The following is a 15,798-nucleotide window of genomic DNA, read 5'->3' on the forward strand; positions in this document are numbered from 1 at the left end:
CACCGGCACCGGAGCCTGCAGAAAAAGCTCACGATGCTTTAATTTTAAAATCAAAAACTTAGATATAAATTCGTTCAATCTCTTTCTGCGGAGCCGCCGTTTCTTTCTGCAGACCTTTCTGCATCAGCCTCTGCCAGCCGCCATTCCGGCGCACCGCGACTGCCAGCATTACGGATCTGGCCGGCTCGGCGCAGCTTGGTCAGAATGTTGGCTATCTTGACTTTCTTTTTTGGCTCATCCAAGGCATCGCTGAGCTTGTCCCACAGCAGGGTATCGATCTCCTGGCGTTTGGCGGAGCCGAACTTGGCCAAGTAGTCGGTCACCAGCTTGGCGTAGAAGGCGTCATCCTGCCCGCGGGTGTGGATGTACTGGGCCTTGGTCGCCGTTGCGGTGGCAATCTCGGCGGAGACGCGCAGATTGGGCTGCCGGCCCTCGATGAGTTTGGCGCGGCGCAGACGACTCGCCATCTCCTTGTCGAGTGGCAGCTGTTTCTGCACACGATCCAGGGCCAGAATCTCCTGCAGAGAGAGCTCGGTCTTCTTGATCAGCATGCGTGTGTAGGCCGGATCGACGATGCTGCCATAGATCGTCAGCCGCACCCGGGCGGGGTCGGTCACGTCATAGTCCGGCATGGGGAGATAGCGCTTCGCCTGCCCCAGATGTATCTCGTGGATGCCGTAGCCCATGGTGTCGATCATGTTCAGCTCGACCATGGCATTGACCAGGAAGGGGTTACGGTAGTGCATGGGCGTCTTGTGGCCGGTGACATAGTCTTCCGGTCTACCCTCGAAGAATGCACCGGCGTTTTCCAGAATGAGCCGGTCCGGCTCTTCGGTGACCAGGACCCGGCCGTTGCGGATGTAGTCCTGGTGAGCAATGCAGTTGTGCAGTGCCTCCAGCACGATTCGCTGGTCATATTTGGCCAGCTCCACGCCCAGTAGCTGGTCCTCCGGCAGGATTCGCACCTGCACGTTGCGAATCTGCTGGTAGAGTCGCGTTGTAGCCAGCAGGAACGGCGGGCCGAAGTGCTGGTAGGCCCGCTCCGGCCCCTCCAGCTTCCAGGTCAGCTGAGCCGGATTGGGCGATAGCAGCGGCACCGCCTCCTCTTTACCCAGCAGCAAGAGAGCCGCCCGGGTCACCTTGCCATCCAGGGTCAGCTTGGCGCGATCAAGAAAGGTGGCCTGCGGCCACTCCATCACTTCCCCGGGCTCGAAGCGGTTGGCGTACTTCCTAGCAAAGGATTCTCGGGCCTTGTTAATTGCTTCAGGGTCGAGATGGTCGAGTGTGGCATTCGGCACCAGTTGCACGGACCAGTCGGTAGCATCGGTCTGTCGCCGGATCGTATCCAGCTTGTCCAAGCCAAGGCTGGTCAGGCTCTCTCCAGCGCGAGCGTAGTAATGCCCCAGCCAGGCGATAGGCATGCCCATCGGCGCAGCCGGAATCTCGAACAGCAGTACCCGCCCCTCCGGCGTTTCCAGCTCGTGGATGTCACGGAAGGTGATACTGGGTTCGGTGCCGTCGGCGATCTGCATCTTGAGCTTGTCGAGCTCGCCGGGGGCCTGGCGGTACTCGGACCCCAGGATGCGCCGGGTCTTGTCGTCGATGCCAAAGACCAGCCAGGCGCTTTCGCCGGCACGCAGATTGGCCTCGTTGGCCAGCGCCGAGAGGTACTTGCCAAGATCCGAGGTGGAGAAGCCCTTGCCACCGCGCTTGAACTCGACCACCTCGCTCTCCCAGCGCTCGATCAGGGAGTGCAGTAACTGCTTCAGCGCCTGCTCGTCCATGCTCATGGGCTTAGATCACCTTGACGTCGGTATTGGGCGACTTCTGAGCGAAGATCTGCTCGACGTTGATCTTGACGCTGTCGCTGGCGAAGCCGGCATCGCGGAACACCACGCGCAGCGGCTCGTACTCGGCGAGCTGCTTGACGAAGGCCTCGTCGATATCCAGATCGAAGCAGGCGGCCAGGGCCATATGCTTCTCGGCTCCGTCGACGAAGAAGACGGTTTTTCCATCAATGTCCTGACGAGAGATGGGGAGTGACAAATCCACCCCCCAGTCCAGCAAGACCTGGAAGAGCAGGTCTTCTGAACTCCGGCCCTCGCGGATATTGTCGATATTTTCCGACAGCAGGTCTTGAGAGAGCACGTCAGATCTGTAATAAACATCTTCAAGATTAGAGCTGTCGACTTTTAATACACGAAAGCCGACATCAAGTGAACTTCCATGGAGACCAGTTTCATTCTTAATTTCATTTCCAGCACGGCGGATACGCTCTTTACCAATGTCTGCTATCGTAGCCATTCCTAGATTTTGTGCAGCTTTTCCATGTGGCTTTGTATTATCAATGGGCTCGGGCATTTGAATCATGATAAATGGACCAGGGCTCATTGAAGCTAGGCGAGCGTGCGCTGTTGAGCAAGAGCCGGCAAAAAAATCGAGACATAAATCGTCAGGTTGCAGGCCTGCAACCTGAAACATCCTATCTATTAGCTTCAGTGGCTTTGCTGTGTCAAAGGGAGCGGCTCCATTGAACAACCCTTTTAGCTCACTTGCCGCAGAGCGGGTATTCCCAACATCTTCACTAAACCAAATTGTTTCTGGTGCTCGGCCAGATTGATCTTCCAAGTAAATTTTTCTAATTATCCGCGACTCATCAGCTGAGAAAACTATCTCGCCATCTTGAATCTTTTTCTTGATTGTTTCTTTTTTCCACCGCCAGCCATTTTCTGGCGGATCTATAGTTTTTCCTGATGGAGTAAAAATAGGGAAAATCAAGTTTGGCCGATAAAGGGCATTCCTGACATCTCCGGCGCGCCATGAACCTCTTGGATCGTCATCAGGGTTGGAGTAATTCTTATTATCTTTTTCGGTGCGCTCCAAAGGTTGCACAACATACTCATCCGACCTTCTATAACATAAAATGTGATTGTGATGGACTGAAAAAAGTTGCGTATATCCTTTTGGTTGCACGCTATGCTGCCAAACAATATTTGCTACTAAATTATTTTCACCAAACACCTCATCGCAAATATGCCGCAAGCTCGACGACTCACAATCATCGATGCTGATGAAAATAACGCCATCTGGCCTAAGGAGGTTTCGAGCCAACCTGATGCGAGAATGCATCATTGTTAGCCAATCAGAATGAAAACGGCCATTGGTCTCTGTGTTCGCAGTTAGCCGGCATCCAAAATCGTCATTCTGACTAGATCGACTCAAATATTCAGCAACACCTTCTGAGAAGTCATCATCATATATAAAATCGTTGCCGGTGTTGTATGGAGGATCAATGTATATCATCTTGACCTTCCCAAGATAGGTCTCCTGAAGAAGCTTTAGAGCCTCTAAGTTATCTCCCTCGATGAAAAGATTTTTGGTGGTATCGAAGTCCACACTCTCTTCCCTACAGGGGCGCAGGGTTTTCGCAATCGGAGCATTGGCTGCCAGCAGGGCTTCCCGCTTGCCGGGCCAGTTGAGGTGATAGCGCTCCTGAGGCCCATCAACGATATGATCGGAGAGCTCTTGGCGCAGCTGGTCGAAGTCGATGGATTGCTTCACTCGCCCCTGCTCATCCCGCGCTTCAGTGACGCAGCTAGGGAACAGTTCGGCCAGCTTGGCAATATTGGCCTCGGTGAGGTCAGGGGAGTGCATCTTCAGCTTGTCCATGGTGTCGCGTGTCTCCGAACCTTTGCGGTCGTGATCAGGTGTCATAGTCGGCAATTTTCTCACGGATCGAGCGCAGCTCGGCGTTGATCTCGACCTTGCGATTGAACTGTTTCTCGTTGCGCAGGCGCTTCTCGAGCTTGTCGGCATCCTTCTTGAGGGATTCCACGGCCTTGAGCCGCTCCAACTGATCCGGCAGGGCTTCGCCCTGACGCGGCGGCACTGGAAGCAGACTGCGCAGCAACTGCTGATAGAGCTGCTTCAGGTCGATGGCCGTGGGCAGCGGCTGTCGGGGCGTCTCGGCTGGCAGCCAGTCACTGCTGGCATAGTGGTCATCAAGCACCCATTTGCTGAGGTCGGCCTGGCTGGGCCGCTTGTAGGCGGCGGTGACACGGATGCCGCGGGTGCCATGTAGCTCGAACAGAATCGGAAAGGGTATGGCGCGATCGATGGCCCGCAGCACGTCTCGGTGCAGGTCTTCGCCCTTGAGCGTGATCACGAACACCTGCAACTCCGGCACATCGTCAGTGCCAGGCAGGTTAATCGTGTTATGGGCCAGCTTGGCATGCCAGGTGATCTGGGCGACGTCGTCTCGCAGGCGCTCCCTAAGGGTGGCGGTGGCCCGTACATGCGCCAAAATGCGTTGCTTGGCCACCACGCGGTCGAGCACGGTCTTGGCAGGGTACTGATAGAGCGGTGCCGTCATGATTCTTTCTTGCTTTCTCCGCTGGCCGCATGGCGCTTCGTGCTCGCGCCTGTGGCTAAGCCTGCCTCACGAATGACGATAAAGGTAATCAGCTCGAAGTCGTCGAGCCCTTCGATGGTATCGACCAGTGCCGTGGTCTCGCCACAGCTGAACAGGCTATCGATGTCCCTATCCTCCTTCACCTCAATCATCGATCGGATGGCCTGATCCAGTAGCGCCGAATAGGCGTGCATCTCCCGGCCGTCTTTGGTTTCCTCATTGAAGGCGCGATAGACGGCTTCTATAGGGTCGCTCAGCCCTCTGCAGGCGGTGCGTGCCAGGTCGAGCAGGCGCTTGACTTCGGTGTAGTCGCTGATCACCTCGCCGGTGTGGCTGATGTAGACCAGGTAGAAGGGATGTAGGCGGTTTTGCTGTTGCAGACTACTGCCTTGATGGCCTACCCGCTGATTGAGGTTACGCAGCGTGAAGATGACCCCAGGCTGCAGGCCCTTCTCGGGGCGAGCCGGCACGACGGTATGCAGCCCGTTGGGAATGCGGCTCAGGTCGCCGTTCTCCTTCATGTAGCCCAGCAGGTCCATGCGGAATTCATTCAGGCCCAGGTCTGTAATCGACACGCCGGACTTTAGGTCCTCCATCTCCACCACTTCGTCCTGCATCCGCCGCAGCTGCTCACGCCGGTAAGCAACGTCGTTGGACTGAGCGTTGAGCACGTTATCGTCGCCAGTGGCGGTGACGTCGGCGATCACCATGCGGTTCTCAACGCGTTCCTTGAGGTTGATGTACTCGTCCAGACTGATGTCCGGCCAGTAGTTGACCAGCTGGATGCTGGCGTTGGGCGAGCCGATACGGTCGATACGCCCGAAACGCTGGATGATGCGTACCGGGTTCCAGTGGATGTCGTAGTTGATCAGGTAGTCGCAGTCCTGCAGGTTCTGGCCTTCTGAGATGCAGTCGGTCCCGATCAGGATGTCCAGCTCGCGGGGCTCGTTGGGGTACACTACGTCCTTGCTCTTAGCCTTTGGGGCGAACAGTGTCAGCAGGCCCTGGAAGTCGTAGTGCTGAGGGCTGCCCGGCATGGCACCAATGGTGGATTTGGGCGCGTCGCTGCCGGTCACGATGCCGGTGTGCACGCCTTGGCTCTCCAGCAGGCTCCCCGCCAGGTTCTCGTAGAGATACTTCGCGGTGTCCGCGAAGGCGGTGAAGATCATCACCTTGCGGTTGCCCGGGTTGATCGGCGAGACCAGCTTGCTGGCGATCTGCGTCTTGAGATGCTGCAACTTGGCGTCGTCGGCCGGGGTGACTTTGGCCATTTCCTCTAACAGCAGCTCGATCCACACCAAGTCATTGTTCAGGTCATGCTCCCAAGACGGCAGGTCCATGTCCTCCAGGCTGATCTGGATCTTCTTACCCACCGTGGCATCGCCCGGCATAGGGATGCTGTCGTCGTCCGGATCGGCGTCTTCGAAGGACGCGGCAATATCGGCGAAGCCCTCAGAACGGCCGGTGCGTTTGAAGGCCTCAATCTTCTCCAGAATGTTGGTATGGCTATCACGGAGCCCTTCTAGTGTCAGGCGAAACGCCGCCACCGAGCTTTCCAGGCGCTTGAGCAGGTTGGTTGTCATCAGGGCCTGTAGGCTTTTCTCCCGGTCCACCTGCTTGAAGCTCCCTCTCCCGCTGGACACTTCAGTGTCATACATCTCTTCGTACTTCTTGAGGCGGCTGGGAAAGATGTAGCTGATAGGAGCGTAGACCGAGAGCTTCAGCTGGGAGAGTTGCTGGAAGATCTCGTTGAAGCCGATCACGTCGGGTCGATGGGTGAGCGGGCGGTGAAACGAGAGCGGCTTGCGGCGCTCCGGGAAGCTGCCGATATCACTGGTATCGTAGAAGGTTTCGATATGCCGGCGTGAGCGAGCGATAGTGACGCTGTCCAGCAGTTCGAAGAAGTCGAAGTCCAGCGCCTGCAGGATGGTCCCCGTGGTGCGCTTCTCAGGCGGGAGCGCCGACCACTCGTTGAAGGTGGCCTGGGCGCGCCGGAAGATGCCCTCGATGTCCTGGGCTCCGCTTAGGTGACGCGTCAAATTCTCGGCTTCGCCCTCGTAGGCCAGGGCCAGCTGATTCTTGAGATCGTTGAAGCGATTGTTCACCGGCGTTGCCGAAAGCATCAACACCTTGGTCTTCACGCCCGCCCGAATCACCTGATTCATCAACTTCTGGTAACGAGTCTCGCGATCCTTGTAGACGTCGTTGTTGCGGAAATTGTGCGACTCGTCGATGACCACCAGGTCGTAGTTACCCCAGTTGACACGCTCCAGCGGCATCCCGAAGGACTCCCCACGAGTGCGCTGCAGGTCGGTATGGCAGAGCACGTCGTAGTTCATCCGGTCCTGGGCCAGCACGTTGGTGGTCAGATTGCGGTTGTAGGTCAACCAATTGTCGGCGAGCTTCTTGGGGCACAGCACCAACACGGAGCGGTTGCGCAGCTCGTAGTACTTGATGACTGCAAGGGCAGTGAAGGTCTTTCCGAGACCCACACTGTCGGCCAAGATGCAGCCGTTGTAGCTTTCCAGCTTGTTGATGATGCCGGTGGCCGCGTCGCGCTGGAAGTTGAACAGCTTCTGCCAGATGACGCTGTCCTGGTAGCCTGTTCGGTCATTGGGCAGTACATCCTCGCTAAGGTCTTCCAGGAACTCATGAAAGATGTGGTAGAGCATCAGGAAGTAGATGCGCTCCGGCGGGCTCTCCCGGTAGACCGAGGCGATATGCTCGCGCAACCGTTCGGTGACGTCTTCAAGCTTTTCCTCGTCCTGCCACAGCTGATTAAAAAGAGACATGAACCGGGAGGTGTGCGCCGGCTCGCTGAAGCGGGTGACGAAGTTGGAAACCGCGTTGCCTTGCTGGTAGCCCAAATCCACTGCGGTGAAGCCTTGCAGCGGCATATAGACCGTATCGCCGCCCTGGGCTTCGACGCCGGCGAAGGGCTGCATAGCAGCCTGGCCACGGTTGGAGCGGAAGCTGGCCTTACGGCGCATCCAGTCGGCGCATTCTCGGGCGATGGCTCGCTGGGTCAGCTTATTCTTGAGCTGGATCTCGAACTCGCTGCCGTGAACGCTGCGCTCACGCTCCGCCTTGGGGATGCGGAACTCGCGGTGCTCCTTACGAATCCTGTCGCTGGCATGGTCAGGTAAGAAAGTGGGCGAGGTGAAGATGAACTCGACAGCATCCAGTGCCTCCAGCTCATCCTTGAGAGCCTCGTAGGCGTAGATTGAGAAGCAGGAGGCCGCAATCTTGAGTCGGGTGCCAGACCGCAGGGTTTCTTTCAGGTCGTCGCCGAGTAGCCGACTGACGTTGTCGATGATTTCCACGATCCTGGCTCCCTATACAAAATTGCGACTCAACCAGCTCTAACACGCAATTTATTAGCACGCTGGAGCTTATTGCATCGGGGCTGGCGTTATACATAACGCTACTGTCACGTCCGCACGATCATGGCAGTGCAAAGTGACGTGCATCAGGCTTAGGCAGGGTTCATGTTCACTCTAGAGAGAAAAATCGACATGACGGGCTCGTCATGTCGATGCGCTGGACACGTTAGCGCGTCGTGTAAAGAAAACGCCGAAATTTCGACACGAATGCCGACATCGGTATAGAAAACTGGATTTTCTATACCGATGGCGCGGTGCGATGAGTCCAGACCTTCCGATAGGGCAGCCGGCTAGTCGCCGGTCATCCCCTACCCCACCCGCACCACTCTCCCCACGAACTCAAGCGCCCTTGGCCGGTGCGACACCAGCAGCGTGGTCTTGCCCTGCATCAGGTTGCCAAGCGCCTCGAGTACGCGGGCTTCACTGTCGGCGTCGAGCCCTTCGGTGGGTTCGTCGAGCAGCAGGATGCGGGCGTCTCTGAGGAACGCGCGGGCGATGGCGACGCGGCGCGCTTGACCGCCGGAGAGCCGGGTGCCGACTTCGCCGACCAGCGTCTCCAGCCCCTCGGGGAAGTGAGCGATCTCCTCTTCCAGTCCGGCAAGTCGGAGCGCCTCATTGAGCTCGTCATCGCTGGCGTCGGGTTTGGCGAGCAGGAGGTTGCCGCGGATCGATGCGTTGAACAGATGTGTGCGCTGGGCGACAACGGAGATCGTCTGTCGCAGCGTGGCATCGTCGATGTCGCGCACCGACACCCCGCCGATGGCAATCTCGCCCGCCTGGAATTCCCGAAAGCGCTGAATCAACGCGAGGATGGTGCTCTTGCCGGCGCCGCTCTCGCCGACGAGGCCCACCGCTTCGCCCGCCTCAAGTGTCAGTGAAAAGCCCGCCAGCGCCCAGTCGGCATCGTCGCGGTAGCGCATGCTGACGTCGTCGAAGGTGATGTCGAACCGCGCCGGCGTCCTGGCGGCAGCCGGGTCGGGGGCGGTCACGGCGGGCTTGGCATCGGCGATCTCGACCAGGCGCCGTGCGGCAGCCGCCGTCTCGCCGAAGGCGGCAAAGGCGGTTGGCAGCGCGGCGACGGCCTCGAAGCTTGCGAGAACCCCGAGCGCGAGCATCGCGAGCTGCGGCCCGGGCACGTCACCAGCAGCGACGCAGGGAATCACCAGGATCAGCGTACCCCAGAGGGCGAGGTTGGCGGTGAGCCCGGAGAGCGCGCGACCGATGGCGCCGACCCACATTTGCCGGCGCTGGTAGCGAATCAAGCGCTCGGCGAGCCCGGCAACGCGCTCGCGCTGGCGCGTCACGGCGCCGAGCACGGCGAGTTCCCCCAGGCCGCGCACGGTGTCGGTGGCGGCGCCGTCGAGTGCGGCGCGCGTCTCGGTCAGCCCGCGCCCGGCGGCGTCACCCAGCTTCAGCGCGAGTAGCGGCAGCACGGCCCCAGCGAGCACCAGCGCGGCAAGGTCGAGCAGGGCGATGCGCGTGTCGAACAGCGCAAGCCCCGCCACGATGACGATGCCGCAGAGCAGCGCGTTGGTGACCGGCGCGACGATGCGCAGGTAGAGATTGTCGAGGCTATCGATGTCGGCGCGGATCCGGCTCAGCAGGTCGCCGCCGCGCCAGGTGTCCATCGCCGCCGGCCCCAGCGGTTCCAAGCGCTCGTAAAACCACACCCGCAGCTCGGCGAGGCAGCGCAGCGTCGCCTCGTGGGTGACCAGCCGCTCGCCGTAGCGGGCGCCGGTGCGCAGAATCGCCAGGCCGCGGATAAGCGCCGCCGGGGCGAAGTAGGCGATCGTCTGCAGCCCCAGCCCGGCCAGCGCCATGGAGGCGATGAACCAGCCGGAGAGCGCGAGCAGCGCAACGTTGGCGAGAATCACCACCGAGCCGAGGGCGATGCCGCCGAGCATCCAGCGGCGATAGGGTGTGAACAGCTTGAGCAGTCGCAGCAGGCCGGTCATGCGATCCCCCTGGCAGCGAGTTCGACGAAGCGGGCGAAGGCGCCGCCGGTGGCTTCCAGCGCCGCCGGTGTGCCCTGCTCGACCACGTGGCCGCGGTCGAGAAAGACGATGCGGTCGGCGGTGCGGGCAACGTCGATGTCGTGGGTGACGAGCAGCGTCGCGGCATTGATTGATGCGCTTTGCACGCCTGCCATCACGCGTCTGGCGGTGTCCCCATCCAGCGCGGCGGTGGGCTCGTCGAGAACGAGCACTTCGGGCTGGCTGAGCAGCGTGCGCGCCAGCGCCAGGCGCTGGATCTGGCCGCCGGAGAGGCCGCTGCCGCCGTCGCCCACCCAGGTGTCGAGGCCGTTTTCCAGCGCCTCGACGAAGCCGTGGGCGTCGGCGCGTGACAGCACCGCTGCGATCTCATCCGGCGTCGCGTTCGGCGCGCCGAGGGTGAGGTTCTCGGCGATCGTGCCGGCAAACAGCGTGGGCCGCTGCGGCAGGTAACCGAGCCGGGCGCGCCAGGCCTCGACATCGATCTCGCGAAGATCCACGCCGTCGAGCTCGAGTCGCCCCACGCTGGGGTCGAAAAAGCCGAGCAGCAGCTTGGCGAGCGTGGTCTTGCCCGCGCCGCTGGGGCCGACCAGCGCCACGCACTCGCCGCGGGCCAGCGTCAGATCGACCGCTTCGACGCCGTCGCTCTCGGCGTTGTCGACGTCATGCCGAAAGCCCACGCCGTCGAAGTGAATCGTCTGGATCGGGTCGCTGGGCAGCGACAGGGCTTTTTTTAGCTCGCCGCTACCCTCGCGCTGGTCGCTGTCTGGCTCGCCGCTGACCTCGCTCAAGATGGGCATCAGTTCGCCGACGGCGCCGATCGCCTGCATGCGGGCGTGGTAGTTGGCGCCCATGTCGCGCAGCGGGCGGTAGAACTCCGGCGCGAGCAGCAGCGCGAAGAGCCCGGGGAGAAAGTCGAGCTGGCCGTAGTAGAGCCGGAAGCCGACGTAGACCGCGACCATCGCGACACCCAGGGTGGCGAAGAATTCGAGCACCAGTGACGAGAGAAAGGCAACGCGCAGCACCCGCATGGTGGCGCTGCGGTACTCATCGGCCATGCGGCCGACGGCTTCGGCCTCGCGGCGGCTGGCGCCGAACTGCTTGAGCGTGGTCAGCCCCTCGATGGCGTCGAAGAAGTGCGCGCCCATCAGCGAGAGCCGCCGCCACTGACGCTGGTTCAGCGCCTCGGCGCCGCGGCCGACGATCACCATGAACAGCGGCAGGATCGGCGCGGTGACCAGCAGGATGAGCCCGGAGACCCAGTCCAGCGGCAGCACGGCGACGAGAATCGCCAGCGGAATCATTGTCGAAAGCAGCTTCTGCGGCAGGTAGGCGGCAACGTACTGCTCGATCCCCTCGACCGCCCCACCGAGCACGTTGGCGATCTCGCCGCTGCGCTGCCCTTCCATCCAGCGCGGGCCGAGCGCGGCCAGGCGGTTCATCACCTGATCACGCAGGGTGCGCTTGAGCCGGGCGGCGGCCTCGAACGCCAGCGCGTCGGAGGCAATCGACGCGAGCGCGCGCAGCGCAAAGACGCCCAGCAGCGGCCACAGCCACTGCCAGACCTCACTCAGACCGGCGCCGTCGATGATCGCGGCATCCAGCACGCGGGCCACCAGCCAGCACTGCGCGATCAGCGCCAGCCCGCCGACCAGCCCCGAGCCGGTGGCGAGCATGAGCGTACTCTTCACCGCCCCGGCGCGGTCTTTTAGCCAGCGCTCGTGGCGTTTGGCCTCACCGCCATGGCTCGGCCTCTGCGATACGGCCATTCCTACCTCCGAAGATAGCGGTGCCCTGAGACGCCGACCCGCCCCGCGCACGAGGGCAACGAAGCGGGCGGGAGGCGACGGGACAACTCAGTGGGCGTGAGCGGCGAGCTTCGTCACCCGCGCCCGAAACACCCAGATTTGATAGGCGTTGTAGAGAATCATCACCGGGACGAAGCCGCCCATGGTCATGGTGAAGGTGACGATCGAGACCTGCGGGCTGGCGGCGTCGAAGATCGTCCAGGTGCCCGGCACTAGGTACGGAAACATGGTGGCGAGCATGCCAAAGCCCATGATCACGGCGGCAGAGTTGAACCAGAGGATGGCGGCGAGATCGCGATCATCGAGGGTCGCACGACGCATCCGGGCAATCGCGAAGACACTGACCACGAACAGCAGCCCCCAGACCCAGAAGTGCGCGCCGAACCACTTGTCAGCAGCCCAGGGAAAGATCAGCGCGCTCCAGACCGTAGTGATGCCCACGGCGGCGATGGCGAGATAGAAGATCGTCATGGTCCACCTGGCGGCATCGATGCGGATCGGTTCGCCCTTCTCGAAACGCGCGCGCACGAAGAGCACCCCGGCCAGCGTGACCGCCACCACCGAGGCAACACCCACCCAGACGCTGAATGGCGAGAGGAAGGTGAAGGCGCCGCCAACGTAGGTCGGCACGCGGCCCTCGACGTCGGTCTGCGGATAGCCCTGGAGCACGGCGCCGACGCAGACGCCGCCGAAAAAGGTGACGGTAAGGCTACCCAGGCCGAAGACGCCGTCGCTGAAGCGCTGCCAGAACGGCGAGGCGAGATGGCGGAACTCCAGCGAAATGGCGCGGGCGATGATCCCCCACAGCACGAAGGCGAGCGGCACCATCAGATAGCTGAAGGCGGAGCCGTAGACGAAGGGGAAGGTACCGAAAAGAATACCGCCAGCGACGATCAGCCAGGTCTCGTTGGCGTCCCAGGTGCCCGCCATGGCGGTCATGATGGCGCCGCGCTCGTCATGGTCGCGGACGAACAGCGAGAAGATACCGGCGCCGAGATCGGCGCCATCCAGCGCAATGTAGATCAGTACGCTCACGCCCAGCGCGAGCCACCAGGCCAGCGCGAGCACCTGCTGAGAAAACGAGAGTATTTCCATGGTCTATTCCTCGGTTCGAGCGGGGCTCAGGCCGGCTGCTGGGCGTCGGGGTGCATCGCGGGGGTGGCGCCGTCGTTGTCGTGCGGATCGAACGCGGCGATCGGCGTGTCGAGATCCGGCCCCTTGCGGCAGATCTTGGCCATGAAGTGCAGCGTGCCGAAGAACACCGCCGTCTCGAACACGGCAAAACCGACGAACCAGAAGATCGCCAGCGTCGGCGACATGTGACTGACACCGTCTTCGGTGCGCATCAGGCCGTAGACGACCCACGGCTGACGGGCGATTTCACGCGTCCACCAGCCGGTCCAGACGGCGAGATAGGGCAGCACGCCGGCGGCCATCACCGCTTTCAGGAACCAGCGGTTGTCCGCGATGCGATCAATGGAGAGCTTGCCGCGCACGGCAAGCCAGCCCCCCCACAGGCCGAGCAGCAGCAGCACGCCGCCCACCGCCACCATGATGCGGAACGAGTAGAACGTCGGCGCCACCGGCGGCTGTTCATCGGCGGGAAAGTCATTGAGCCCCGGCACCGGTTCGGACCAGCTGTGGGTCTCGAGCAGGCTCAGCACGTGCGGAATCTGCACCGACCAGGCGTTGCCGTCACCGGCTTCGTTGGGCCAGCTCACCACGCTCCAGCTCGTGTTGGCCGAGCCATCGGCGTTGTAGGTGTCGTAATGCCCCTCCATTGCCGCCAGTGCCGCCGGCTGCGTCTCTGCGGTCACCTGGCCGAGCTCGTCGCCGACCCACAGCTGCAGCACGGCCACCACGATCAGCGCCAGAATCGACAGCTTGAGCGGACGCTGGAACAGCGCCACGTGACGACGCTTGAAGACGAACCACGCCGCCACTGCCGCGACGAAGGCGAGCGAGAGTTCGACGCAGGCGATCAGCATGTGCGGGAAGGCGCTCATGAAATGCGGATTGAAGATCGCCTTCGACCAGTCGACCACCTGAAAGACCCCGTTTTTCAGCTCGACGCCGGCCGGCGACTGCATCCAGGAGTTGGCGTCCAGTATCCACATCGCCGATAGCGTCGAGGAGATCGCCACGTTGGCCGTGGCGAAGAGGTGCATGCGCCGGCCGATGCGGCCCCAGCCGAAGATCATCAGGCCGATGAAGCCGGCCTCGTACATGAAGGCGGTGATCGTCTCGTAGCCGAGGATCTGGCCGAAGAAGGGGCCGGCGGCCTGGGAGAAGGGGCCGTAGAGAATGCCAAAGGCCATCTCCATGGTGACCCCGGTGGCGACGCCGGCGCCGAAGTTGACGATGAACAGTCGCTCGAAGAAGCGGCAGAGCCGATACCAGCCCTCGTCGTTGCTGCGGACCCAGCGCCACTCGGCGAAGAACAGCAGCATCGCCAGCCCGATGGTCAGCGGCGGATAGAGAATGTGAAACGTGGTGATCCAAGCGAAATCGATTCGCGAGATCAGCGTGGAAAGATCCGTGGCACTCACTGCGCCTCTCCTGTCTGACGGTAGACCGCCGTGGTCGTCGCGGGTGCGAGTGACTGACCGCTCGGTGACACCGCTTCCGGAAGGCGTGAACCGACCAAAGACTCGGAAACGGTCATCGCACCCTGAGTGATAGAACTATATGACCAGAGCCATATGATTAGGGCGGTAATGATTGACCCTAAGCGAACTTCAGGCAACGACAGATGGGCTTTTGGCCTGCGACATATCGTCAGCGCCAGGATGTCGCACCCGTCTCGACGCCCGTGGCCGGACGATCGACTGGTACTCATGGCCCGGTGGCTTCTGCGACCATCGCCGCAGAACCTCCCCGTTACCGCCGGGATCGACTACCCTTGCCCTCCTTCGGAGGGTGCGACGCTCCGATGCCCATTCTCGATCATTCAGGACGGCCCTCTTGTCGACTTCTGCGCTGCCCCGTCGGGGCGTACTCACTCTCGTCGCGCTGCTGCTGGTCGCGCTCAACCTGCGCCCGGCGCTGACCAGCGTCTCCCCGGTCCTCGCAAGCCTTGCCGAGGCGCTGTCGCTCTCCCCCACCGCCCAGGGCGTGCTCACCACGCTGCCGGTGCTCTTTCTGGGGCTCGCCGCGCCACTGGCGCCACGACTGGTGCGACGGTTCGGACCGGAGCGGGCGGTGTTCGCGGCGATCGCTTTGCTCGCCGTCACCCTCGCCGTGCGCCCCTATCTCATCATCCCGGGGCTCGATCTGCCCGGGATCGCCAACCTGGGGCTTTTCGTCACGACGGCGATTGCCGGCGGCTGTATCGGCGTCACCGGTGTCTTGCTGCCGGGCATCGTCAAACGCGACTTCCCCCACCGAGTCAGCGTGATGACCGGGCTCTACACGGTGGCGTTGAACCTCGGGGCGTCCGCGGCCGCGGGCACCACCGAGCCGCTGCGTCAGGTGTTCGCGGGTGTCGTCGACACGCCGTGGCAGCCGGCGCTGGCGTTCTGGCTGCTGCCGGCGGTGATCGCCGCGCTGTTCTGGCTGCCCCAGCTCAAGGGCACGGCGGCGGTCCGCGTCGCCGCCCGCCACGGGGCCCGGCTACGCGATGACCCATTGGCGTGGCAGGTATCGCTGTTCATGGGGCTGCAGTCGGCGCTGGCCTATTCGGTGTTCGGCTGGCTGCCGACGATCCTTCGCGACCGCGGCCTGGATGCGGTCACCGCGGGGCTGGCGCTGTCGGTGTCGATTCTTCTGCAGGTGAGCACGGCGATTCTGGCGCCCTGGATCGGCAGCCGGATGCGGGATCAGCGCACGGTGATCGTGGTGGTGGTGTCGATGACGCTGACCGGCCTGCTGGGCTGTCTCTTCGCGCCGATCTCCACGGTCTGGGTATGGGCAGTGGTGCTGGGGCTGGGTCAGGGCGGCACTTTCAGCATGGCGCTGACGCTGCTGGCGCTGCGCGCGCCGGATGCTGTCACGGCCGCCAACCTCTCGGCCATGGCGCAGGGGATCGGCTATACGCTGGCCGCGCTGGGGCCGCTGCTGGTGGGGCTACTGCACGACTGGAGCGACGACTGGAACGCGGTCGGCGTTCTGCTCGCCGCCATTGCGCTCTGCGCCATCGGGGCGGGGCTGGGGGCAGGCCGAGACCGACAGGTCGCCTCCAGCCTGGGTGACGCCTGACACCCGAC

The 15,798-nt window shown here is 62.2% G+C and carries 9 protein-coding genes; 1 reads left to right on the forward strand and 8 read right to left on the reverse strand.

Annotation, left to right across the window (positions count from 1 at the left end; genetic code table 11):
* Window positions 1-74 precede the first annotated feature (74 nt).
* The 8 genes from DOM41_RS01925 to DOM41_RS01960 form a co-directional block, all read right to left on the reverse strand.
* Window positions 75-1,790: an RNA-binding domain-containing protein gene (locus DOM41_RS01925; protein WP_245391698.1), complete on the reverse strand. Its 1,716-nt coding sequence runs from the start codon at window positions 1,788-1,790 to the stop codon at window positions 75-77.
* Window positions 1,791-1,794: 4 nt separating this feature from the next.
* Complete coding sequence (locus tag DOM41_RS01930; protein ID WP_110685149.1) at window positions 1,795-3,669, reverse strand: site-specific DNA-methyltransferase; 1,875 nt, start codon at window positions 3,667-3,669, stop codon at window positions 1,795-1,797.
* 34 nt (window positions 3,670-3,703) lie between these two features.
* Window positions 3,704-4,372, reverse strand: a complete 669-nt coding sequence (locus DOM41_RS01935) for a DUF4391 domain-containing protein (protein WP_110685150.1) — start codon at window positions 4,370-4,372, stop codon at window positions 3,704-3,706.
* Window positions 4,369-7,734 (reverse strand): helicase-related protein, encoded by a 3,366-nt coding sequence (locus DOM41_RS01940; RefSeq protein WP_110685151.1) that lies wholly within the window; start codon window positions 7,732-7,734, stop codon window positions 4,369-4,371. The genes DOM41_RS01935 and DOM41_RS01940 overlap by 4 nt, the downstream gene beginning before the upstream one ends.
* Window positions 7,735-8,102: 368 nt before the next feature.
* On the reverse strand, window positions 8,103-9,749 hold the full coding sequence (cydC, locus tag DOM41_RS01945; RefSeq protein WP_110685152.1) for a thiol reductant ABC exporter subunit CydC: 1,647 nt from the start codon (window positions 9,747-9,749) through the stop codon (window positions 8,103-8,105).
* The gene (gene cydD / locus DOM41_RS01950; RefSeq protein WP_110685153.1) at window positions 9,746-11,554 is read right to left on the reverse strand and encodes a thiol reductant ABC exporter subunit CydD; all 1,809 of its coding nucleotides are present in this window, start codon (window positions 11,552-11,554) and stop codon (window positions 9,746-9,748) included. The genes cydC and cydD overlap by 4 nt, the downstream gene beginning before the upstream one ends.
* A gap of 87 nt (window positions 11,555-11,641) precedes the next feature.
* Window positions 11,642-12,688 (reverse strand): cytochrome d ubiquinol oxidase subunit II, encoded by a 1,047-nt coding sequence (locus tag DOM41_RS01955; protein ID WP_110685154.1) that lies wholly within the window; start codon window positions 12,686-12,688, stop codon window positions 11,642-11,644.
* A 26-nt stretch (window positions 12,689-12,714) separates the two neighbouring features.
* On the reverse strand, window positions 12,715-14,142 hold the full coding sequence (locus DOM41_RS01960) for a cytochrome ubiquinol oxidase subunit I (RefSeq protein WP_110685155.1): 1,428 nt from the start codon (window positions 14,140-14,142) through the stop codon (window positions 12,715-12,717).
* Between the two features lie 415 nt (window positions 14,143-14,557).
* On the opposite strand from DOM41_RS01960, the gene DOM41_RS01965 reads away from it, so the two are divergent.
* Complete coding sequence (locus DOM41_RS01965) at window positions 14,558-15,790, forward strand: CynX/NimT family MFS transporter (protein WP_188112345.1); 1,233 nt, start codon at window positions 14,558-14,560, stop codon at window positions 15,788-15,790.
* Window positions 15,791-15,798 lie beyond the last annotated feature (8 nt).

The sequence above is a fragment of the Salinicola aestuarinus genome, assembly GCF_003206645.1.
Taxonomy (GTDB): domain Bacteria; phylum Pseudomonadota; class Gammaproteobacteria; order Pseudomonadales; family Halomonadaceae; genus Salinicola; species Salinicola aestuarinus.

Excerpts from the sequence above, each read along its gene's own strand:
- DOM41_RS01925 (WP_245391698.1), bottom strand. The coding sequence starts at position 1,790 with ATGAGCATGGACGAGCAGGCGCTGAAGCAGTTACTGCACTCCCTGATC.
- DOM41_RS01930 (WP_110685149.1), bottom strand. The coding sequence starts at position 3,669 with ATGGACAAGCTGAAGATGCACTCCCCTGACCTCACCGAGGCCAATATT.
- DOM41_RS01935 (WP_110685150.1), bottom strand. The coding sequence starts at position 4,372 with ATGACGGCACCGCTCTATCAGTACCCTGCCAAGACCGTGCTCGACCGC.
- cydC (WP_110685152.1), bottom strand. The coding sequence starts at position 9,749 with ATGACCGGCCTGCTGCGACTGCTCAAGCTGTTCACACCCTATCGCCGC.
- cydD (WP_110685153.1), bottom strand. The coding sequence starts at position 11,554 with ATGGCCGTATCGCAGAGGCCGAGCCATGGCGGTGAGGCCAAACGCCAC.
- DOM41_RS01955 (WP_110685154.1), bottom strand. The coding sequence starts at position 12,688 with ATGGAAATACTCTCGTTTTCTCAGCAGGTGCTCGCGCTGGCCTGGTGG.